This is a genomic window from Rhodobacter sp. P2_H5 (assembly GCF_056403335.1).
Window position 1 is genome coordinate 1 of record NZ_JBFUFS010000021.1, and the last position, 21,506, is coordinate 21,506.

Below are 21,506 nucleotides of genomic sequence, written 5' to 3' on the forward strand. Positions count from 1 at the left end.
ACCCTGCGCGGCAAACGCCGCATCTGGGGCGGGCGACCCGCCATCAGACGCAGCCTCTACCTGGCCGGCCTCATCGCCTCACGCCACGATCCGAACATCAAAGCCTTCAGAGCACGACTCGCCGCCGCCGGAAAACCGACAAAAGTCGCCATCATCGCCTGCGCAAGAAAACTCCTGACAATTCTCAACGCAATGGTCAAAACAGGCAAAGACTACAACCAAACCAAAGCCTGAAAGACAGTTGCTACCAACCGGCCGGTCGCCTGTAGGATGGGCAATATGCCCATCTTACCGGAAAGGTCAGACCAGTGCGCCCGCGAGCAGGGCCAGCGCATGATCCCGCGCCGCCAGCCGCACCTTGGCGCGGCCGATGGCGCCAAATTCCACGGTTTCCACCCGGGTCGGCCAGTGCCTGCGCGCCAGACCAAAGCAGACCCTTCCCTCAGGCTTGAACTCGGACCCGCCGGGGCCGGCGATGCCGGTGATCGACACGGCAAGCCCGGCGCCGGAATGCGCCAGCGCGCCTTCGGCCATCTCGCGCGCCACTTCCTCGCTGACCGCACCAAAGGCGGCCAGGGTTTCGCGGCTGACCCCCAGCATCTCTTCCTTGGCCGCATTGGAATAGGTGACAAAGCCGCGCTCAAAGACATCCGACGAGCCCGCCACATCGGTCAGCGCCACGGCGACCATGCCGCCGGTGCAGCTTTCGGCAGTGGCGATCTTCAGCCCCCAGTAGCGGGCGGCTTTCAGGATCTCGGTCGGGGTCAGCACGGGTTTGGTCATGAATGTCCCATCAGAACCAGGGGGATGTGATAGGCGGCGGCCAGCACCGCCGTGGCAATCCCGGCAAAGACGCCGGCTATGACATCATCCAGCATCACGCCCGAGGGGCCTTCCAGCCGGTCCGCCCGGCCGATCCAGCCGGGCTTCCAGATGTCGAACAGCCGGAACAGCAGGAAGGGAAAGACCCAGGCCGGCCAGGGCAACCAGCCGCCATTGGCAGCGAGCGCCGCCTGCGCCGCAGGGGCGAAGTAAAACCCCGCCGCCGGGAATAGCAGCGCAATCCACTGCCCGGCCACCTCGTCGATCACCACTTCTGAAGGGTCCTGACCCGGCCGCAGCTCCACCCCGCAGGCCCAGAAGCCCAGGGCCGTCACCGCCGCCGTTGCCAGCAGCAAGACCGGAAAGCCCGCAAAATGCAGGATCAGCATCCCCAGGATCAGCGCCACCAGCGAGCCCCAGGTCCCCGGCGCCGGGCGCAGCAATCCCGCGCCAAAGAAGATCACCAGAAGCCTCGTCATTGCGCCACCAGAACCGCCGTCGCCATCGCCGCTATCCCCTCTTCGCGCCCGGTGAACCCCAGCCGCTCCGAGGTCGTAGCCTTGACCGAGACCCTGTCCACCGCAAGCCCCATGATGGCCGCGAGGGCCTCGCGCATCGCCAGGGCATGCGGGCCGACCTTCGGACGCTCACAAATCAGCGTCACATCGGCGCTGGTGATCGAAAAACCGCGCGCCTGGGCCAGTTCTGCGGCATGGGCGAGGAAGATCCGGCTTTCCGCCCCCTTCCACTGCGGGTCCGAGGGCGGGAAATGCTGGCCGATATCGCCCGCAGCCAGCGCGCCATAGATCGCATCGGTCAGGGCATGCATGCCGACATCGGCATCGGAATGGCCGAGCAAGCCCTTGGAATGCGGCACTTTCACCCCGCAGAGCCAGACGCCGTCGCCCTCGCAAAAGGCATGGACGTCAAACCCGTTGCCCATCCGCACATCCATCGCCATAGCGCCCCGCGCCCCCATCATTCTTTCGGCCCGCTGGAAATCGGCGGGGAAGGTCAGTTTCAGATTGGCTTCCTCGCCCTCGACCATCACCACGTCAAGCCCTGCGGCGCGCGCCACCTCGACATCATCGGCGGCCTCGCCCTTGTGGGCACGGTGCGCGGCGAGGATGGCCGCGAAATCAAAGCCCTGCGGGGTCTGGGCCCGGTAAAGCCCGCTGCGGTCGCGGGTGCCGGTCACCAGACCCTCGGCGCCGGTCCACAGGGCATCGGTCACCGACAGGGCAGGGGCCGCGCCCGCGGCCTGTTCCAGCGCCTGCAACACCCGGCCGATCAGCGCGGGCGAGACGAGGGGCCGCGCCCCGTCATGGATCAGCACCCTTGTGACGCCCTGGCCCGCCAGCGCCTCCAGCGCGGCACGGACCGAGGCCGAACGGCTCGCCCCGCCCGTCACGATCAGCGCATCGCCCGCCACCGCCTCCGCCTGCGCCACGTCGTCGGGATGGATGACCAGAACCCGCCGCATTCCGGCAAAGGCGGCCAGCGCATGGGCCACCACCGGCCGCCCGGCCAGAAGGCGCCACTGCTTGGGCGCCTCGCCCCCCCGGTTGGCCCGCGTTCCGCGTCCTGCGGCCACGATGATTGCGGCTGTCGTCATGTCACCTGCCTTTTGGCGCCCTCCTACAGTATATGCGGGGCCATGGGAATTCTCCCCCGGCCTTTCCTTTCATCCGGGCACCCCCGCAAGACAGCCGGAGACCGCCTGCCAAACACCGACCAAAGCCCACATTCTACCGGTTGCCTTGGGGTTGCGCCCATATTTTAAGCATTGCCCTAATTTCAGGCACAAAACTGCCCGCAAACCTTTGCGATTCCCGCGCCCACCGCCTAGCTACGTCTGAAGACAGAACAGGAGACTCCGTGACCGCCGCACCCCTTGCCATGACGACCCCCGTGATCCTTGCGCCGATGGCCGGGATCACCGACCTGCCATGGCGGCGGGTCGTGGCGGGCTTTGGCGCGGGGCTTGTGGTCTCCGAAATGGTCGCCTGCGAAGAGGTGATGCGCGACCATCCCGAGATGCGGGCCCGCGCGGCCTTGAGCACCGACAGCCCCAGCTCCGAACTGGCCGAACTTGGCCTGGGCGAGGCGCATACCGCCGTCCAGCTTGTCGGGCGCGAGGCGCATTGGATGGCCGAGGCCGCCCGCTTCGTCGAGGCGCAGGGCGCGCGGATCATCGACATCAACATGGGCTGCCCGACCAAGCGCGTGACCACCGGGGCCTGCGGCTCGGCCCTGCTGCGCGACCTCGACCACGCCCTGCGCCTGATCGAGGCGGTGGTGGGTGCGGTCAAGGTGCCGGTCATGCTGAAAACCCGGCTCGGCTGGGACGATGCCTCGCTGAACGCGCCCGAGCTTGCCAGGCGGGCCGAGGGCGCAGGGATCGCGATGATCACCATCCACGGCCGTACCCGCTGCCAGCTTTACAAGGGTTCGGCCAATTGGCAGGCGATCCGCGCCGTCAAGGAGGCGGTGCAGATCCCGGTCATCGCCAATGGCGACATCGTTGATGATACGACGGCGGCACAGGCGCTGGCGGCCTCCGGCGCCGATGGCGTGATGATCGGACGCGGGGCGCAGGGCGCACCGTGGAGGCTCGCCCAGATCTCCCACGCGCTGCACGGCACGCCGGCGCCCAAGGTGCCCGAGGGCGCGGCGCTGGCGGCGCTGATCGCCGGGCATTACGAGGCGATGCTATCTTTCTACGGTGTAAGTCTGGGCGCCCGCTGCGCCCGCAAGCATCTGGGCTGGTATCTGGCTGAAGCCAACCTGTCGCATCACCGCGATACATTGCTGGTCAATGACGACCCCAGACAGGTCCTCCACCTGATCGACCGCATCTTCGCCGAAGGCGAGAGGAAGGCCGCATGACCACGCCACCGCCCTTCGAGACGATCTGGACCTCCCTGCCGATGCCGGCCTTGGTGATCGGCAAGACCAACCGGATTCTGGCGGTCAACCCGCCGGCGGAGACCTTCCTCAACACCTCGGCCCGGATGGTGCTGCAGCAGGATGTCACTGAGAAACTCGCGGTCGATGTCGATCTGGCCGGGGCGCTGACCCGGTCGCGCAGCAATCAGGCGCTGGTCAATATCAACGACGTGCAGGTCAATGTCGGCGAGCGGGTGGCCCAGCACTGCCTGATCCAGATTGCGCCCCTGGCCGATACCACCGACCAGCTGCTGATCCTGATCTCGCCGCGCGAGATGGCGGACCGCATCGGCCGCGCCCGCAATGCGACCTCCGCCGCGAAATCGGCAATCGGCATGGCCGAGATGCTGGCGCATGAGATCAAGAACCCGCTGGCCGGAATCTCGGGCGCGGCCCAGCTTCTGTCGATGAATCTTTCCCCCGAAGATCGCGAGATGACCGATCTGATCGTGGAAGAAACCCGCCGCATCGTGAAACTGCTGGAGCAGGTCGAACAATTCGGCAATCTGCGCCCGCCGGACAGCCGCGCCGTCAATATCCATGACGCCCTGGACCGCGCCCGCCGCTCGGCCCAGATGGGCTATGCCAGCCACATGATGATCGTCGAGGATTACGACCCCTCGCTGCCCGTGACCTGGGCCGACCCCGATCAGCTGATGCAGGTTTTCCTGAACCTGATCAAGAACGCGACCGAGGCCGCCAACAACCACCGCGGCACGATCCGCCTGCGCACCTTTTACGACGTGGCCCTGCGCCTGCGGCGGCGCGACGGCACCGGGGCCAGCCTGCCCCTGCAGATTGAAATCATCGACGATGGCCCGGGCATCCCGCCCGACATCGCCAGCGACATCTTCGAGCCCTTTGTCTCCGGCCGCGAAAACGGCACCGGACTGGGTCTCGCTCTGGTGTCGAAGATCATCACGGACCACGGCGGTCTGATCTCGGTGGAATCGGTGCCCGGTCGCACGGTCTTCCGCATTTCGCTGCCGATCGCGCCGAAAGAAAAACTGAAGGAGAAATAAGATGGATGGCACTGTTCTGGTCGCTGATGACGACCGCACGATCCGCACGGTGCTGACGCAGGCCTTGACCCGCGCAGGCTGCAAGGTTCATGCGACCTCGTCGCTGATGACGCTGATGCGCTGGGTCGAAGAGGGCAAGGGCGACCTTGTGATCTCGGACGTGATCATGCCCGACGGCAACGGGCTCGAGGCGCTGCCGCGCATCTCGCGCATCCGGCCGGGCCTGCCGGTCATCGTGATTTCGGCGCAAAACACCATCATGACGGCGATTCAGGCCGCCGAGGCCGAGGCGTTCGACTATCTGCCGAAGCCCTTCGACCTGCCGGACCTGATGAAGCGTTCGGCCCGCGCCTTGGACAGCAAACGCCGGATCGCCGCCGCCGTGGTCAACCCGCCGAGGGAGCCGGGCGATGATCTGCCTCTGGTGGGCCGCACCGCCGCGATGCAGGCGCTGTACCGGCTGGTCGCCAAGGTGATGAACACCGACCTGCCGGTGCTGATCACCGGCGAATCGGGCACCGGCAAATCGCTGATCGCCCGGGCGATCCACGACTTCTCCGACCGCCGCTCGCAGCCCTTTGTGGTCGCCCAAGCCGCTGACCTCGGCGGCGTGGACGGCATCGCGAGCCTGGTTGCCAAGGCGCGCGGTGGCACGCTGCTGATCGACGAAGTGGCCGATTTCGACGAGGACGGCCAGGCCCGTCTGGTCCGCATGCTGGATGTGGCCGACGACCATGCGCCGCGGATTCTGGCCACCAGCCAGGCCGATCTGGCCCAGAAGGTCGAGGAAGGCCGGTTGCGCAAGGATCTGTTCTACCGGCTCGGCGGCGTGTCCTTCAACGTCCCGCCGCTGCGTGAGCGGGTCGAGGATATCAACCTCCTCGCCGACCATTTCATGACGCGGGGCGAGCGGGAAATCGGCACGACCCGCAGACTTACACAAGAAGCCCGCAACATCCTGCGCGCCTTCCCTTGGCCCGGCAATGTCCGCCAGTTGGAAAACGTGCTGAAGCGGCTGCTGGTCACCTCCTCGGAACCCGATATCCACGGGCCGGAACTGGAAGCCGCCCTCGGTGGGCCACAAACCGCCGAGCCGGCCCGGGCAGGGGCGGTCGAGAATGAAAAGCTGTCGCAGTCCGTCGCGCGGCATTTGAAGCGCTATTTCGACCTTCACAACGGCCAATTGCCGCCCGCCGGCGTCTATGACCGGATTTTGCGCGAGGTTGAGTTGCCTTTGATCGAGATCGCCCTCGATGCGACGGCCGGAAATCAGGCCAAATGTGCCGACCTTTTGGGGATCAACCGCAATACCTTGCGCAAGAAGATCACCGACCTCGATATCCGCGTGACACGCCGCCGCAAGCTGATGTAATAAAGCAACAGCGAGAGTGTCTTGCGGGAAGCGTTGCCCGAAAGACACCGATTGTGGCGGGTGGGACGCAGGTCCGGCCCAGAAAAGGGCCGGATTTTGAGACGGAAGGCAGGCATTTCCTCCTGGGCGGCGCGGCTGTCGCATCTGCGGCGGCAGCGGCAGTTGCAGACCGGGATCACGCTGGGCCTGGTCTTTCTGGGGCCGGTGCTGGCGGTTCTGACCTTTCTGGCGCTCGGGCCCTTCAACCAATCCGCCTCCTCCGATTGGCTGCGGCTGATCCTTCTCGCCGATCTGGTCTATGTGCTGGCACTGGCGGCCTTGGTGCTGCGGCGGCTGATGCAGATGGTCTCCGACCGGAGGCATCACTCGGCAGGCTCGCGGCTGCACCTGCGCCTGACCGGGGTTTTCGCGATTGTCGCCCTGATTCCGACGGTTCTGGTCGCGGTTTTCGGGGTTTTGACGGTGAATATCGGGTTGGAGGGCTGGTTTTCCGACCGCGTCCGCTCGGTCGTCGGCGCCTCGCTGGAGGCGGCCCAGGCCTATGAGGCCGAGCAGACCTCCACTCTGACGCTGGACGTTCAGGCGCTGGCGCATTTCCTGACCCAGGCCAAGGCGCGCGGCGGGCTGACCGACGATGGCGAGATCCGCCCCGTGCTGGCCCAGGGCCAGGCGGCGGTGCAGCGCGGGCTGAAAGAGGTCTATCTGATCACCGCGACCGGCACGCTGAAAACCCGGGGCGAGAAGAGCTATCTCTTTGATTATGAACGCCCAACGGACGATCAACTGATCCGGGCCCAGTCGGGCGAGACGGTGCTGATCCCCGATTGGCCGAACTCTGAACTCCGCGCGCTGGTCAACCTGCCGGCCTTCCCCGACCGTTTGCTTTATGTCTCGCGCAAGGTCGATGGCAAGATCCTGGGGCTTCTCGACGAGACGCAGCAGACCGCCGCCCTTTACCGCCAGCTGGAAAGCGACCGCGGGAAGATTCTGTTTAATTTCGGGCTCTTGTACCTCGGCTTTGCGGTGATCCTGATCATCGCCGCGGTCTGGGGCGGCCTTTGGTTCGCCGAAAGGCTGGCACGTCCGGTGGGCCGTCTGGCCGGGGCGGCGCAACGGGTGGGTGAGGGCGATCTGGACGTACAGGTGAAGGAAGAAGAGAGCGACGACGAGATCGCGATGCTCGGCCGCCTTTTCAACCAGATGACCCGCCAGCTGAAGGGCCAGCGCGAGGCGCTGATCCAGAGCCACGCCCAGACCGAGGGGCGGCGACGCCTGTTCGATTCGGTGCTGTCCAGCGTGACCGCCGGGGTGATCGGGCTGGATGCCGAGGGGCATGTGGATTTCGTCAACCGCGCCGGCATGCGGATGCTCGACCTTGGCGCCGAGCCTGGCCCCCAGATGACCCTGGCACAGGTCGTCCCCGAATTCCGCAATCTTTTCGAACGTTTGCAGGCCGATGCTGGATCTGCCCTGCAAGACGAGGTCCGCATCTCGCGCCGCGGCAAGCTGGAAAGCCTGCTGGTCCGCCTGAGCGAGCGGCGCAGCGAGGATGGCCTGGTCGAGGGTTTTGTGGTGGCCTTTGACGATGTGACCGAACTGGTCTCAGCCCAAAGGATGGCGGCCTGGGGCGATGTCGCCCGCCGCATCGCGCATGAGATCAAGAACCCGCTGACCCCGATCCAGCTGTCGGCCGAACGCATCCGCCGCAAGTACCGCACCCAGGTCACCGATGCCTCCGACCTGGAGCAGTACACCGACATTATCATCCGTCAAACCAATGACTTGCGGCGTATTGTTGACGAGTTTTCCAAGTTCGCCCGCATGCCCGAACCCGATCGTCGCGAGGCCGATCTGTCCGCCCTGGTCAAAGCTGCCGTCATGCTGCAGGAAAATGGCCAACCCGGCGTGCATTTCGAAACGCAACTGCCCGACCGGCCGGATCTGATCGAGCTTGACAGCACCATGATCGGGCAGGCCTTGACAAATCTTATAAAGAACGCAGGCGAAGCCCTTGAAGAGAAAAAGGAAAAGACTGCTACGGACTTCCGGCCCGAGATCCATGTCAGCCTGCAGGCCTATGACACCCATTCCATCATCAAGATCGCCGACAACGGCACGGGCCTGCCGCCTGACCGTTCGCGGCTGTTCGAACCCTATGTGACGACGCGGGAAAAAGGCACCGGATTGGGCCTGCCGATCGTCAAGAAGATCATCGAGGAACATGGCGGCACGCTCATCCTGATGGATGCGCCCGTCTTTACCGGCAATGACCATGCGGGAGCCCTGGCAGAGATCCGTCTGCCCCGCGCCACTCGCACGAAATCCGTCGCCGGCCGCAGCCAAGCCCAGGGGGGAGCATGACCAATATTCTGATCGTCGACGACGAAAAGGACATCCGCGAACTGATCGGGGACATTCTGAAGGACGAGGGCTATGCCATTCGTCTTGCAGGAAATTCTGACGAATGCATGGAAGCGATCAACGCCGAGTTGCCCAGCCTGATGATCCTCGACATCTGGCTGAAGGACAGCCGGATGGACGGGATCGACATCCTGAAGACCGTTAAACGCGACAATCCGGATGTGCCAGTCGTCATCATCTCGGGCCACGGCAATATCGAGATCGCGGTCGCCGCGATCAAGCAGGGCGCCTATGACTTCATCGAAAAGCCTTTCAACATCGACCAGCTGATGGTCGTGGTTAGCCGCGCGATGGAAACCTCGCGGTTGCGGCGCGAGAATGCGGACCTGCGGCGGCGCGATGTGACCTCTTCGGAGATGCTGGGTTCAAGTCCGGCCTTCAAGGGCTTGAAATCGCAGCTGGAAAAGGTCACGAAGTCCAACGGGCGGGTCATGCTCTCCGGTCCTGCCGGGTCGGGCAAGGAACTCGCCGCCCGCTTCATCCATGTCAATTCCAACCGCGCGGGGGCGCCCTTCGTCTCGGTTTCTTCCGCCACGGTTGAACCTGAGCGGATGGAAGAGGTGCTCTTCGGTCGCGAAACCCAGGAGCGGGGCGTGGAAAAGGGCCTGCTCGAACAGGCCCATGGCGGCGTGGTCTATTTCGACGAAGTGGCCGATATGCCCTTGGGAACCCAGTCGAAAATCCTGCGTGTGCTGACCGAACAGCAGTTCACCCGGCAAGGCGGCTCCGACAAGGTGCGGGTCGATCTGCGGGTGATCTCCTCGACCTCGCGCGATCTGCGGCTGGAAATCGCGCAAGGTCGCTTCCGGCAAGAGCTTTACGACCGGCTCAACGTCGTGCCGATCCAGGTGCCCTCGCTGGCCGAACGGCGCGAGGATATTCCGGAATTGACCAAGCATTTCATCGACATGTTCCACCGCACCCAGGGCCTGCCCTTGCGCAGCCTGACCTCGGAGGCCGAGGCGGTCCTGCAGACCATGGCCTGGCCCGGCAACGTGCGCCAGTTGCGCAACGTGATCGAGCGAGTGCTGATCCTTGGCGACAGCACCGGTCCGGTCGAGCCGCGCGAATTGCCCGGCCCCGACCCGGTGGGCGATTCGGGCCAGCGCATGGTGATGGGCGGCGCCATGGCCACCCTGCCGCTGCGCGAAGCGCGCGAAGTCTTCGAGCGTGAATATCTGCTCACCCAGATCAACCGTTTTGGCGGCAATATCAGCCGCACGGCCGGCTTTGTGGGCATGGAACGCTCTGCCCTACACCGTAAGCTCAAGTCTTTGGGGGTTGTCTCCTCGGGCAAGGGGGCCCAGGGCGAGGGTGACGACGAGGAATGAATTAATCTCTGGAAACTGCCGAAAGGCCCGGCCATACTTGCGCCGTTGCGGCTTTGTGCTGCATGGGACAGTTTGCGACAACAATAGACCCTCGAAAACGACAAGAACAAACGACAAGAACAAGGGCTGAAGAAATGGCTGCCGATAAGCAGAACTTGCAAGACGCTTTCCTGAATCATGTGCGCAAGGCCAAGGTTCCGGTGACGATTTTCCTGATCAACGGGGTCAAGCTGCAGGGTGTTATCACCTGGTTTGACAATTTTTGTGTGCTGCTGCGCCGGGATGGCCAATCGCAGCTGGTTTACAAACATGCGATCTCGACCATCATGCCGGGTGGCCCGATCAACCTTTACGAAGGCGAAGAGTGATCCGCGAGCCCGAGGATGACGGCGCCGCCGAAGACGGTGACGCCGCGCCGCAAGCCCGTATCCCACGCGGCCCGCACGACACCGCCGAGGTGGCGACGCGGGCCTATGTCCTTCACCCGGATGTGAAATCGGCACGCAAGCGCCGGTTGGCCGAACATGGCCTGGCCGAGGCGGTGTCCTTGGCTGCAGCCCTGCCCGGGATCGAGGTGGTAGGTTCCGAAGTCGTGCGCCTGTCGCGCGTCGCCCCCGGCATGCTGTTCGGCACCGGCAAGGTCGAGGAGCTGAAGACCCGCTTCAAGGAAGCCGAGGTCGACCTTGTGCTGGTCGATGGCACCGTCGGCCCGGTCCAGCAGCGCAATCTGGAAAAGGAATGGGGGGTCAAGCTTCTGGACCGCACCGGCCTGATCCTGGAAATTTTCGCCGACCGCGCCCGGACTCGCGAAGGGGTGCTGCAGGTCGAGCTTGCGGCTTTGTCCTACCAGCGCTCGCGCCTCGTGCGGGCCTGGACCCACCTGGAGCGGCAACGCGGCGGCTTTGGCTTTGTCGGCGGCCCGGGCGAGACGCAGATCGAAAGCGACCGTCGGGCGATCGACGACGAGGTGATCAAGCTCAAGCGTCAGCTCGATCAGGTGGTGAAAACCCGCGAGCTGCACCGTGCCGCGCGGCGCAAGGTGCCTTTCCCGATTGTGGCGCTGGTCGGCTACACCAATGCCGGCAAGTCGACGCTGTTCAACCGGATGACTGGGGCCGAGGTTCTGGCCAAGGACATGCTGTTTGCCACGCTGGACCCGACGATGCGCGGCGTGACCCTGCCGGGCAAGGATGGCGGGGTGGGGCGCAAATATATCCTGTCCGATACCGTGGGCTTCATCTCGGACCTGCCGACGCAACTGGTCGCCGCCTTCCGCGCCACGCTGGAAGAGGTGCTGGAGGCTGATCTGATCGTGCATGTCCGCGACATCTCGCATCCTGAAACCGCCGAACAGGCGGCGGATGTGGCCGATATCCTCGCCGCGCTCGGGGTGAAACCCGATACGCCGCAGATCGAGGTCTGGAACAAGCTGGACCTTGTCCCGGCGGAGGCCCGCGCCGCGCTTGAGGCCAGCCTCGCGCATCGCACCCATGTCCATGCCATCTCGGCCCTGACCGGCGAGGGCATGCCCGCCTTGCTGGAAGCGATCAGCGCCGCCTTTGACGAGGCCAAGACCGAAACCGACGTGACCCTCGGCTTTGCCCAAGGCCGCCAGCATGCCTGGCTCCATGCCGAAGGCGTCGTGGTGAGCGAGACCCAGACCGATGAGGGCTGGCAGATGCATCTGCGCTGGACCCCGCGGCAGGAAGCCCGGTTTCTTACCCTGTAAGGCCGCGCCCGGCTGAGGTGTTGAACGCTCCGCGGGGAGTATTTGAGCAAAGCGCAAGGGGGGCCCCAAGTGCCGGGGAACCCTTTGCATTTGATTCAAATTGATTTGCCCTCTGTCGCAATACTCCCGCCGGAGGCCCCGGCCAGGCCCGGGCGTGCCGTTGGCTCAGTTGGCGGGCTCGAGGTGGGTGATCCCGACAGCGCCGGCGCGCGCCAGTTCGGGGTCGAGCGTCATCGGGATATATTCGCCGCGCCGCCACAGCTCGGACAGGTCGTCGTAGTGGCGCGACAGCGGATGGCCGCTTTCGCCGGTGGCGATGATGAAGACCGAGCTTTCCGGGTCGGCGAAGTCATAAACCCCGCGATAGCCGCCGCCATGGACGTTCTGGTAGGGGTTCTCGCCGATGCCCTTGGTGCGCCCGCGCATCAGCGTGTCATCGCCGCCCGAGGTGCTTTGCCGGATGTTGACGAAATAATGGATGAAGGGCACGGCGCCCAGCACCGGGTGGTCGTGGGTCGCCTCATGCGCGTCGCCCCAGCGCCAGCTCTCGATCTTGGGTCCGTATTTCTCGGACAATTGCAGCAGGGCGTCGTCCAGCGCGATCCGGGCGATGTCGGAGCAGCTTTCCACCGCCACCGATTGCACCACATCGCACCAGACCGAGGCGCCATCGGTGTTGCGATAGACCCTTTCGATGAAATCGGGGTTCACATGGGTGATCACATCGGCCAGCGGGCCGATCTCGTCGCGGGTCAGGTGGTCTTGCAAGGAGCGCAGCCAGGCCTCGGCAATCAGGGGTTCGGGCAGGTGCTCGTTCTCCTCGCCGTTCCATTTGGCCAGCAGCGCCAGCGCATCCTGGCGCATCCGGTCGGGGGTGCCGGCGGGGGCGGCCTCGCCGGTGAACCAGAGGTCCTTGCCGATCAGCGGCAGAAGCGTGCGCACGGTGGGGGAAACGGTATCCAGCTGCGCCTCGATGAAGCTGTCTCGGGTATGGACCTCACGGGTTTTCATCAGGGTCAGCCAGCGCTGGATACGCTGCGTGTCGCCCCAGTCGAAAGACACGTTCAACGGATAGGGCTTGTCGGTGATCTTGTTGTTCGTATTGCCCAGCAAGCCCGAGGAGGGGTTCTTGACCACCGGATTGTCGGAATAGGGGAAGAAGCCCTCCCAGCGGTTCTTGCCCTCCCATCCCGGGGCGGGCATCCGGCCCTGCGTCTGGTTGGCGATGTCGCGTTTCGGCATCCGGCCGATCATCTGCATCGCGATGTTCTTGCCGTCGACCAGCATCAGGTTCTGCGACGGGGCGATGAAACCTGCGGCTGCCGTGATCGCCTCGTCCACCGAATGGGCGCGCATCAGGCCGAAGGCGGCGCTCATCGAGGTATCGGCGCCGTCGAGCGCCGTCCATTCCAGCGCGGGCACGGCGCCGGGCGGGGTCACGGTGTTCAGGTCGTAATGGGTGCCGGGCAGGATCGGCCCGGCCTCGGACCAGCGCTGGGTGATGGTGACCGGCGGCTTGCCCTTGACGGTGATGATGGTGCGGCGGGTGGTGAAATCCTTCGGGCCCTCGGGGGTGAGGTATTGCTCGGGATTGGCCGGGTTGACCTTTTCCATCACCACGTCCTGATCATCCAGGAAGCTGGAGGTCAGGCCCCAGCCCAACTTCTCCGACCGTCCCAGCAGCACCAGCGGCATGCCGGGGATGGTGGCCCCGATCACATCGCCCGAGGTCAGGTGCAGCCGGGCGAGGTACCAGATCGACGGCGCGGTGAAGTCGAGATGCGGGTCATTGGCCAGAAGCGAGCCGCCCGCGGCCGAGCGGCTCGGCGCCGCCGCCCAGGCATTCGACGCCCCGGCAAGCCCGGCCGAGGGGAAGGGCGACAGCGGCTGGTCCAGATCGGCCATCCGGTGCGGCACGCCCGGGGTCACGCCCGGCATCAGGTCGGAATATTGCGGCAGGGCGGCCACGGCGGGGCCGGGGACATCGGGCAGGATATCTTTCAGCCGCGAGGGCGAGATGGTCATCGACATCTCGGCCCGCAGAACCTCGCTGTCGAGATGCGAGGAGAGCTGCAGCGCCATCAGCTTGATGATCGCCAGCGAATCCGCCGGGGCCCAGGCGTCGATCTGGCTGGAGAACAGGAAGAACTCCGGCGCGCCGCGGCCAAGCGCCTTCCTGTTGACCTCTTCGATCCAGGCGTTGACCCCGGAGGCATAGGCCTGCAGCGCCGCTTTGGTATAGTCGTCCTGGGCTGGGACCGAGGACAGGGCCAGCGTGTAAAGGTCGAGCCTGCGCATCAGCTCATCGGTCTTGAGGGTCTTTTCGCCGAAGATTTCCGACAGGCGCCCCTGGGCGGTGCGGCGCAGCAGCGTCATCTGCCAGAGCCGGTCCTGCGCATGGGCAAAGCCCAAGGCGTAATAGGCGTCGTTGTCATTGGCGGCAAAGATATGCGGCACGTCGGAATTGTTGCGCACGATCTCGACCGGGGCCGCGATGCCGGGCACCGCCCAGGTCGCATTGTAATCCGGCAGCGAGCGCGACAGGAAATAGTACAGGACGCCAAGGGTCAGCGCCCCAAGGATGACAAGACCCAGAAACGCGCGCAGCGTCCAGCGGAAGGCGGTCAGCATCTTGAGGGGCATCCTTGACGGCGTCGGCGGAATAACCCTCTAGTCCATCCTGATATCGGGCACAATTGGCGAGGTCGTGAAGATGGCAAAAGTGGCATTTCTGGGCTTGGGGGTGATGGGGTTCCCGATGGCCGGGCATCTGATGGCTAAAGGGCATGAGGTGACGGTTTATAACCGCAACCCGGAAAAGGCCGCCGCCTGGGTGGCCAAACACGGCGGCAAGTCCGCCGCGACCCCGCGCGAGGCGGCTTTGGGGGCGGAGTTCGTCATGGCTTGCGTCGGCAACGACGACGATCTGCGCGCGGTCTGTCGTGGGGTGGATGGCGCCTTTGCCGGAATGGATGCCGGGGCGGTCTTTGTCGACCACACCACGGTCTCGGCCGAAGTGACGCGCGAGCTTGGCGCCGAGGCGGCCGCGCGCGACCTCGGCTTTGTCGATGCGCCCTTGTCGGGTGGCCAGGCGGGGGCCGAGAACGGCGTGTTGTCGATCATGTGCGGCGGGATCGAAGAGGATTACGCCCGGGCCGAGCCGGTGATGCAGACCTATGCCCGGATCTGCAAGCGCCTCGGCGGCCCGGGGTCGGGCCAATTGGCCAAGATGATGAACCAGATCTGCATCGCGGGTCTGGTGCAGGGCCTGGCCGAGGCCCTGGCCTTTGGCGAGAAGGCCGGGCTTGATGGCGCGGCGGTGGTCGAGGTGATCTCTCAGGGTGCTGCCGGCAGCTGGCAGATGGTCAACCGCCACAAGACCATGCTGGAAGACAAGTTCGACTTCGGCTTTGCGGTCGACTGGATGCGCAAGGATCTGGGCATCTGCCTTGCCACCGCCAACCAGATTGGCGCGAGCCTTCCGGTGACGGCGCTGGTCGACCAGTTCTACAAGGACGTGCAACGGATGGGCGGCGGACGCCACGACACCTCCAGCCTGATCCGCAGGTTGCGGTAGATCGGATGGGCAATTTGCCCATCTTCGGGTTGCGCTGAGCAGGATCGGCGGCATGCCCATCTTCCCGGTCGCCGCCGCGGAAGATGGGCAGATTGCCCATCCTACATTCCGCCGTCGCGCCTGGCGCAAATCGGTGACTGGACCCGGAAGGCCGGGAGAGTGGATGACCACGGGTTAGGCGGCTCTCCCGGCATGTCGCTTCCCGATGCCTTGGACGCGCATGCTGAAGAAAAGGCCGAAAGTCCTGTTACTCGGCATCCCCCAAAGCGCCGCCGCACCCTGACCCGCGGCGCAGGTTTCGGTTGGTGGGATGGGCAATTTGCCCATCTTTGGGGATGGGACTGGCAAGATGGGCAAATTGCCCATCCTACCGCCAGACCTTACGGAATGATCCGGCTGTATTTGACACCTTCCAGCGTGGCGCCGGCGATCAGGCCTTGCTGGCCGAAGATCAGGGCGACGACCGGGTCAAGCTCGGTCGTGTCCTTGCCGATGCTGGCGCCCTGATCGGGGGTGGCATATTCCACCCCGGCCCCGGCCGCCCAGCCGCTGCTGGTGCGGAAGGCCTGCAGCGCGTCGGGCGTCAGGAAGAAGATCGCATGGGCATATTGCTGCGCGCCGATCTGGATGCCGAAGGAGGCTGAGGTGGCCGAATAGTAATCCACCGTCACATTGTTGATCCTGAGCGCGCCGCGCCCGTAAGAGCCGCCGAAGCCGAAGCCGACCTCGGTCACCAGCGGCATGTAGAGCACGCCCTTGGCGTTGCGGGCCATGTCCTGGGTGCCCGGATAGCGCGAGAACAGGTAGTCGCGCGTCGCATCAACCCTGGCGTCGATCTTCTGGGCGGCATTGGAGTTGACGCCATTGCCCAGAATGGCCCCATCGCAGGCCGCCAGCGTGGAGGTCACACCCGCCGCGGCGCCCAGCGCCACGAAATTGCGCCGGGACATCAATCCTTTGGAGTTCACTGTCATTTTTGCCTCTCGCTGCCCCATGGGCTTGGTTCAGGCTCTTTGGCCCTTGCGGCGCATGATAACAGGCCGGCTGTCATTCGCCAAGCGCGGGGCCGGGCAGAGGCGAAGCCCCGCCGATGGAGGGGCCGATGGCGGAGAGGGCGGGAGCCTCCGGCGGGGATATTTGCAGGACCAATGAAGGGCCGGGCGCGCGGCGGGCGTCAGGCCTTGCCGGCGCGGATCAGCCTTGCGGCTTCGGGGGCGAAATAGGTCAGCACGCCGTCGCAGCCGGCGCGGCGGAAGGCCATCAGGCTTTCGAGCATCGCTTTCTCGCCGTCGATCCAGCCGTTCAGCGCCGCGCCCTTGATCATCGCGTATTCGCCCGAGACCTGATAGGCATAGGTCGGGGCGCCAAAGGTGTCCTTCACCCGGCGGCAGATGTCGAGATAGGGCATGCCGGGCTTGACCATCACCATGTCGGCGCCTTCGGCCAGATCGCGTTCGACCAGGCGCAGCGCCTCGTCTCCATTGGCGGGGTTCATCTGGTAGGTCTTCTTGTCGCCCTTGAGCGCCGAAGTGGCCCCCACCGCATCGCGGAAGGGCCCGTAGAAGGCCGAGGCATATTTCGCGGCATAGGACATGATCGTCACATTGGTGTGACCCCCGGCCTCCAACGCCTGGCGGATCGCGCCGATCCGGCCGTCCATCATGTCCGAGGGCCCGATGATATCGGCGCCGCTTTCGGCCTGGGCGAGGGCCATCTTCACCAGGCATTCAACCGTCTGGTCGTTCAGGATCACGCCGTCCTTCACGAGGCCGTCATGGCCATTGCTGTTGTAGGGGTCGAGCGCCACATCCGTCATCACGGCGATCCCCGGTACCGCGGCCTTGATCGCGCGGATCGCGCGGTTGGTCAGGTTGTCGGGGTTCCAGGCCTCTTCGCAGGTTTCGGTCTTAACGTCGGGCAGGGTATAGGGAAAGAGGCAGATGGCCGGGATGCCCAGAGCCGCCGCCTCGGCCGCGGCCTCGACCACCAGATCGACCGAGCGGCGCACCACGCCGGGCATCGAGGCGATCTCTTGCGTCACCCCCACGCCGTCGCAAATGAACAGCGGCCAGATCAGGTCATTGACCGACAGCGTGTTCTCCTGCGCCAAAGCCCGGAGCGGGGCCGAGGAGCGCAGGCGGCGGAAGCGGAAGGTCGGGTAGGGGGCGGAGATCGGACGCATATTGGCCTCGGAAAACGGCTTGCAGCTTTGCGCCTTGCCTGACATGGAATGAAGCAAGGCTCAAGGGCTGAGAAGGAACCTGTTTTGACCTGGTACAAGATGCTGGTCGCGCTGCTCGACCTCCGCTCTTTTTCAAACCTGTGGTACTGGATCGCCCTGGCGGTGATCTGGTCTTCGGCGAGCCATTGGGTCCTGGGCATTCCCTATGACATGGTCTGGCGCGCCAGGCGCGAAGGCGGTCAGGTTCAGGAGGATCTGGAGGCGCTGGCCCGGATCAACTCCTCCCGGATGCTGTATTATTCGCGCCACCGCGGGCCCTGGCTGGTCGGGGTCATCTGCTTTCTCGCCACGGTGCTGGGGCTGACCGGCTTTGTCTATCACTGGGAATTCGCCCAGGCCGTCCTCTGTCTTTTTGCGCCGCTTTGCGTGCTGGGCTATCTGTCGCTGGCCGCTGCCCTGAAGATCGAGGCGGGCGAGGGCCGGGGCGAGGCCCTGCACCGCCGCCTGTTCTGGCACCGGCTGTCGGTGCAGCTTCTGGGAATGGTGGCGATCTTCGTGACCTCGCTTTACGGCATGTATGTCAACTTTCAAAACATGATCCCCTGGTAACACATGGCAGACCGCATCCTGTTGGGCGGCGCGCCCGAGGGCTATGACGCCCGTCTTCTGGCCCGGGAGCTGTCCCGCGGCCAGCCGGTGATCCATGTCGCCCGCGACGACCGCCGGATGGAGGCTGTGAAGGTTGCGCTCTCGGTCATGGCGCCCGGCACCGTGGTGCTGGAATTTCCGGCCTGGGATTGCCTGCCCTATGACCGCGTCTCGCCCAACCCGGAAATCGGCGCGCGGCGGATGTCGACGCTGGCGGCTCTGGCCTCCGGTCTTGGCGGAGCATTCGTCGTGCTGACCACGATGGCGGCGGCGACTCAGCGCATCCCGGCGCGTGCGGTTCTGGAGACGGCGAGTTTCGTGGCCAAGGTTGGCGACCGCGTCGATGAGGCGCGGCTGAAGCGGTTCCTCGCCAATATGGGCTTCTCGCCGGTCTCCACCGTGGCCGAGCCGGGGGATTATGCCCTGCGCGGCGGCATCGTCGACATCTTCCCGCCGGGCGGCGGCGGGCCGGTGCGGCTCGACTTCTTCGGCGACCAGCTGGACGGCATCCGCCGCTTTGACCCGGTGACGCAAAGGACGGTGCAAAAGCTGACCTCGGTCGAGTTTGCCCCGATGTCCGAGGTCCTGCTGGACGAACCCGCCATCGCCCGCTTCCGGCAGAATTACCGGGTGGAGTTCGGCGCCGGCGGCTCGGACGACCCGCTTTACGAGGCGGTCAGCGCTGGCCGCAAGCATCAGGGCATGGAGCACTGGCTGCCCTTCTTCCACGAGCGGCTGGAAACGATCTTCGACTACCTGCCCAAGGCGAGTGTCATGCTCGACGATCAGGTCACCGCCGCCCGCCTGTCGCGCTGGGAGGGGATCGAGGACCAATACGACAGCCGCCATGAAGCGATGAGCGCCAAGGGCCGCTTGGATACGGTCTACAAGCCCGTGGCGCCGGGGCTTTTGTACCTCGACGATGCCGCCTGGGAGGCGGTTCTGGCCGATCACCGCATGGTGCAGCTCTCGCCCCTGTCGCAGGCGCCGGGCCCCGGTGTTCTGGACGCGGGCGGGCGCATCGGCCGCAATTTCGCGCCCGAGCGTCAACAGGAAAACGTCAGTCTTTTCGGGGCTTTGGCGGATCATATTCGCAAAACACTCAAAGATACCCAGGTGGTGATCGCCTCCTATTCCGAGGGCGCGCGCGAGCGGCTGAAGGGTCTTCTGGAAGACGAGAAGATCAAGGCGGTCCATGAAATCAAGGACTTCCGCGAGGTTCCTGAGGGTTCGGGCAAGATATTCCTGGTGATCTGGGGGCTGGAGGCTGGCTTTACCGCACCCGGCCTGACCGTGATCTCGGAACAGGACGTCCTGGGCGAACGCATGGTCGGCAAGGTGCGCAAGAAGCGCAAGGCCGACAATTTCCTGCGCGAGGTCGATACGCTGACCCCCGGCGATCTGGTGGTGCACGTCGAACATGGCGTCGGCCGTTATCTGGGGCTGGAGACGATCACCGCCTTGGGTGCTCCGCATGCCTGCGTCGCGCTGGAATATGCTGAAAACGCAAAACTTTATCTGCCGGTCGAGAACATCGAACTTCTCAGCCGCTATGGCCACGAGGAGGGCCTGCTCGACAAGCTCGGCGGTGGCGCCTGGCAGGCCAAGAAGGCCAAGCTCAAGGAGCGCATCCGCGGGATCGCCGACCGTTTGATGCGGGTCGCCGCCGAACGCGCCCTGCGCCATGCCCCGATCCTGGAGGCGCCGCACTCGATCTGGGAGGCTTTCGCCGCCCGCTTCCCCTATCAGGAGACCGACGACCAGCTCGCTGCCATCGCCGATGTGGTGGCCGATCTGGAAAAGGGCTCGCCGATGGACCGGCTGATCGTCGGCGACGTGGGCTTTGGCAAGACCGAGGTCGCAATCCGCGCCGCCTTTGTCGCAGCCCTCTCCGGCCAGCAGGTCGCGGTGATCTGCCCGACCACGCTGCTTGCCCGCCAGCACTACCGCGGCTTTGCCGAGCGGTTTCGCGGATTCAATATCTCCGTCAAACCCTTGTCGCGCTTTGTTGGCACGAAAGAGGCGAACGCCACCCGGGCCGGTCTCGCCGATGGTTCGGTTGATATCGTCGTGGGCACCCATGCGCTGCTGGCCAAGGGGATCAATTTCAAGAACCTCGGCCTGATGGTGATCGACGAAGAGCAACACTTCGGCGTCTCGCACAAGGAGCGTCTGAAAGAGATGCGCTCCGAGGTTCACGTCTTGACCCTGACCGCCACGCCGATCCCGCGCACCCTGCAACTCAGCCTGACCGGCGTGCGCGACCTTAGCATCATCGCGACCCCTCCGGTCGACCGCCTGTCGATCCGCACCTATGTCTCGGAATTCGACACGATCACCATCCGTGAGGCTCTGCTGCGCGAACATTATCGCGGCGGGCAAAGCTTCTATGTTGTCCCGCGCATCTCGGATCTGCACGAGATCGAGGATTTCCTGAAGAACCACGTCCCCGAAGTCACCTATTGCATCGCCCATGGCCAACTGGCGGCGGGCGAGCTGGACGACCGGATGAACCAGTTCTACGACGGCAAATATGACGTGCTTCTGGCCACGACCATCGTCGAAAGCGGTCTCGATATCCCGACCGCCAACACGATGATCGTCCACCGCGCCGACATGTTCGGTCTGAGCCAGCTTTACCAGATCCGCGGCCGCGTCGGGCGTTCGAAAACCCGCGCCTATGCCTATCTCACCACCAAACCCCGCGCGCCCCTGACCCCGCAGGCCACCAAACGCCTGCGCCTGCTGGGCAGCCTCGACAACCTCGGCGCCGGGTTCAACCTCGCCTCCCACGACCTCGATCTGCGCGGCGCGGGCAACCTTCTGGGTGAAGAACAGTCGGGCCACGTCAAGGAAGTCGGCTACGAGCTTTACCAGCAGATGCTGGAAGAAACGATCGCCAAGATCAAATCGGGCGAGCTGCAGGGCCTGTCCAAGCTGGATGACAGCTGGTCGCCGCAGATCAATCTCGGCGTGCCGGTGATGATCCCCGAGGATTTCATCCCCGACCTGGATGTGCGCCTCGGCCTTTACCGCAGGCTCTCCAGCCTTGCCACCAAGGTCGAACTCGAAGGTTTCGCCGCCGAACTGATCGACCGCTTCGGCCCCTTGCCGAAAGAGGTCAACACGCTGATGGTCATCGTCCGCATCAAGGCGCTCTGCAAGAAGGCCGGGATCTCGCGGCTGGATGTCGGCCCGAAAGGGGCCAATATCCAGTTCCACAATGACAAGTTCGACAATCCGGCGGGTCTGGTCGAATTCGTCAAGGACCAGGGCCCCGCCGCCCGCATCCAGGGCAACAAGATCGTCCTGATGGGCGAGATGAAGGCCGAAAGCGACCGGATCAAATCCGCCTTCGCCATCGCCCGCGATCTGGCGGAAAAGATCGTCCGCCCCGGCAAGGAACTGGCCAAGAAGCCCTGACGCCCCGCACCCCCCTTTGCCCTCTGCCGC

Annotated in this window: 16 protein-coding genes and 1 pseudogene; 11 read left to right on the plus strand and 6 right to left on the minus strand. The window is 64.9% G+C overall.

The window, feature by feature from the left end:
- Nucleotides 1–234 (plus strand): annotated as a pseudogene (locus AC1DVR_RS20075) (hypothetical protein); the annotation flags it as partial.
- Between the two features lie 66 nt (nucleotides 235–300).
- Here the strand turns inward: AC1DVR_RS20075 and AC1DVR_RS20080 are convergent.
- Genes AC1DVR_RS20080 through AC1DVR_RS20090 form a run of 3 tightly spaced genes read right to left on the minus strand, consistent with a single transcriptional unit; the run spans nucleotide 301 to nucleotide 2,437 of the window.
- The gene (locus tag AC1DVR_RS20080) at nucleotides 301–783 is read right to left on the minus strand and encodes a CinA family protein (RefSeq protein WP_478002383.1); all 483 of its coding nucleotides are present in this window, start codon (nucleotides 781–783) and stop codon (nucleotides 301–303) included.
- Nucleotides 780–1,301 carry a phosphatidylglycerophosphatase A family protein gene (locus tag AC1DVR_RS20085; RefSeq protein ID WP_478002384.1) on the minus strand — a complete coding sequence of 174 codons (522 nt, stop codon included), beginning with the start codon at nucleotides 1,299–1,301 and terminating at the stop codon, nucleotides 780–782. The genes AC1DVR_RS20080 and AC1DVR_RS20085 overlap by 4 nt, the downstream gene beginning before the upstream one ends.
- Nucleotides 1,298–2,437 (minus strand): bifunctional 2-C-methyl-D-erythritol 4-phosphate cytidylyltransferase/2-C-methyl-D-erythritol 2,4-cyclodiphosphate synthase, encoded by a 1,140-nt coding sequence (locus AC1DVR_RS20090; protein ID WP_478002386.1) that lies wholly within the window; start codon nucleotides 2,435–2,437, stop codon nucleotides 1,298–1,300. Before AC1DVR_RS20090 ends, AC1DVR_RS20085 begins: the two co-directional genes overlap by 4 nt.
- A 284-nt stretch (nucleotides 2,438–2,721) precedes the next feature.
- Here AC1DVR_RS20090 and dusB point away from each other — a divergent pair, with 284 nt between their 5' ends.
- The 7 genes from dusB (at nucleotide 2,722) to hflX (ending at nucleotide 11,646) form a co-directional block, all read left to right on the plus strand.
- Nucleotides 2,722–3,711, plus strand: a complete 990-nt coding sequence (gene dusB, locus AC1DVR_RS20095) for a tRNA dihydrouridine synthase DusB (protein WP_478002438.1) — start codon at nucleotides 2,722–2,724, stop codon at nucleotides 3,709–3,711.
- Nucleotides 3,708–4,793: a two-component system sensor histidine kinase NtrB gene (locus AC1DVR_RS20100; protein WP_478002387.1), complete on the plus strand. Its 1,086-nt coding sequence runs from the start codon at nucleotides 3,708–3,710 to the stop codon at nucleotides 4,791–4,793. The genes dusB and AC1DVR_RS20100 overlap by 4 nt, the downstream gene beginning before the upstream one ends.
- Before the next feature lies 1 nt (nucleotide 4,794).
- Nucleotides 4,795–6,165: a response regulator gene (locus tag AC1DVR_RS20105; RefSeq protein WP_478002388.1), complete on the plus strand. Its 1,371-nt coding sequence runs from the start codon at nucleotides 4,795–4,797 to the stop codon at nucleotides 6,163–6,165.
- A 96-nt stretch (nucleotides 6,166–6,261) separates the two neighbouring features.
- Entirely contained in the window at nucleotides 6,262–8,526 is a 2,265-nt protein-coding gene (locus AC1DVR_RS20110; RefSeq protein WP_478002389.1) for a sensor histidine kinase NtrY-like, read from the plus strand.
- The gene (ntrX, locus tag AC1DVR_RS20115) at nucleotides 8,523–9,917 is read left to right on the plus strand and encodes a nitrogen assimilation response regulator NtrX (RefSeq protein WP_478002390.1); all 1,395 of its coding nucleotides are present in this window, start codon (nucleotides 8,523–8,525) and stop codon (nucleotides 9,915–9,917) included. The genes AC1DVR_RS20110 and ntrX overlap by 4 nt, the downstream gene beginning before the upstream one ends.
- Nucleotides 9,918–10,051: 134 nt before the next feature.
- A complete protein-coding gene (hfq, locus tag AC1DVR_RS20120) occupies nucleotides 10,052–10,285 on the plus strand; it encodes an RNA chaperone Hfq (RefSeq protein WP_478002439.1) in 234 nt (77 codons plus the stop codon).
- Between the two features lie 59 nt (nucleotides 10,286–10,344).
- Complete coding sequence (gene hflX, locus AC1DVR_RS20125) at nucleotides 10,345–11,646, plus strand: GTPase HflX (protein ID WP_478002440.1); 1,302 nt, start codon at nucleotides 10,345–10,347, stop codon at nucleotides 11,644–11,646.
- A 165-nt stretch (nucleotides 11,647–11,811) separates the two neighbouring features.
- Here the strand turns inward: hflX and AC1DVR_RS20130 are convergent, their stop codons facing one another.
- The gene (locus AC1DVR_RS20130) at nucleotides 11,812–14,277 is read right to left on the minus strand and encodes a penicillin acylase family protein (protein ID WP_478002391.1); all 2,466 of its coding nucleotides are present in this window, start codon (nucleotides 14,275–14,277) and stop codon (nucleotides 11,812–11,814) included.
- An 82-nt stretch (nucleotides 14,278–14,359) separates the two neighbouring features.
- Between AC1DVR_RS20130 and AC1DVR_RS20135 the strand changes: the two genes are divergently transcribed.
- On the plus strand, nucleotides 14,360–15,223 hold the full coding sequence (locus AC1DVR_RS20135; protein ID WP_478002392.1) for an NAD(P)-dependent oxidoreductase: 864 nt from the start codon (nucleotides 14,360–14,362) through the stop codon (nucleotides 15,221–15,223).
- 380 nt (nucleotides 15,224–15,603) lie between these two features.
- Here the strand turns inward: AC1DVR_RS20135 and AC1DVR_RS20140 are convergent, their stop codons facing one another.
- Nucleotides 15,604–16,197: a lipid-binding SYLF domain-containing protein gene (locus tag AC1DVR_RS20140; protein WP_478002393.1), complete on the minus strand. Its 594-nt coding sequence runs from the start codon at nucleotides 16,195–16,197 to the stop codon at nucleotides 15,604–15,606.
- 200 nt (nucleotides 16,198–16,397) lie between these two features.
- Nucleotides 16,398–17,405, minus strand: coding sequence for a porphobilinogen synthase (gene hemB / locus AC1DVR_RS20145; RefSeq protein ID WP_478002394.1), 1,008 nt, complete (start codon nucleotides 17,403–17,405; stop codon nucleotides 16,398–16,400).
- Between the two features lie 84 nt (nucleotides 17,406–17,489).
- Here hemB and AC1DVR_RS20150 point away from each other — a divergent pair, with 84 nt between their 5' ends.
- Nucleotides 17,490–18,014: a component of SufBCD complex gene (locus AC1DVR_RS20150; RefSeq protein ID WP_478002395.1), complete on the plus strand. Its 525-nt coding sequence runs from the start codon at nucleotides 17,490–17,492 to the stop codon at nucleotides 18,012–18,014.
- A gap of 3 nt (nucleotides 18,015–18,017) precedes the next feature.
- Entirely contained in the window at nucleotides 18,018–21,476 is a 3,459-nt protein-coding gene (gene mfd / locus AC1DVR_RS20155) for a transcription-repair coupling factor (RefSeq protein ID WP_478002396.1), read from the plus strand.
- The last annotated feature ends 30 nt before the right edge of the window (nucleotides 21,477–21,506 follow it).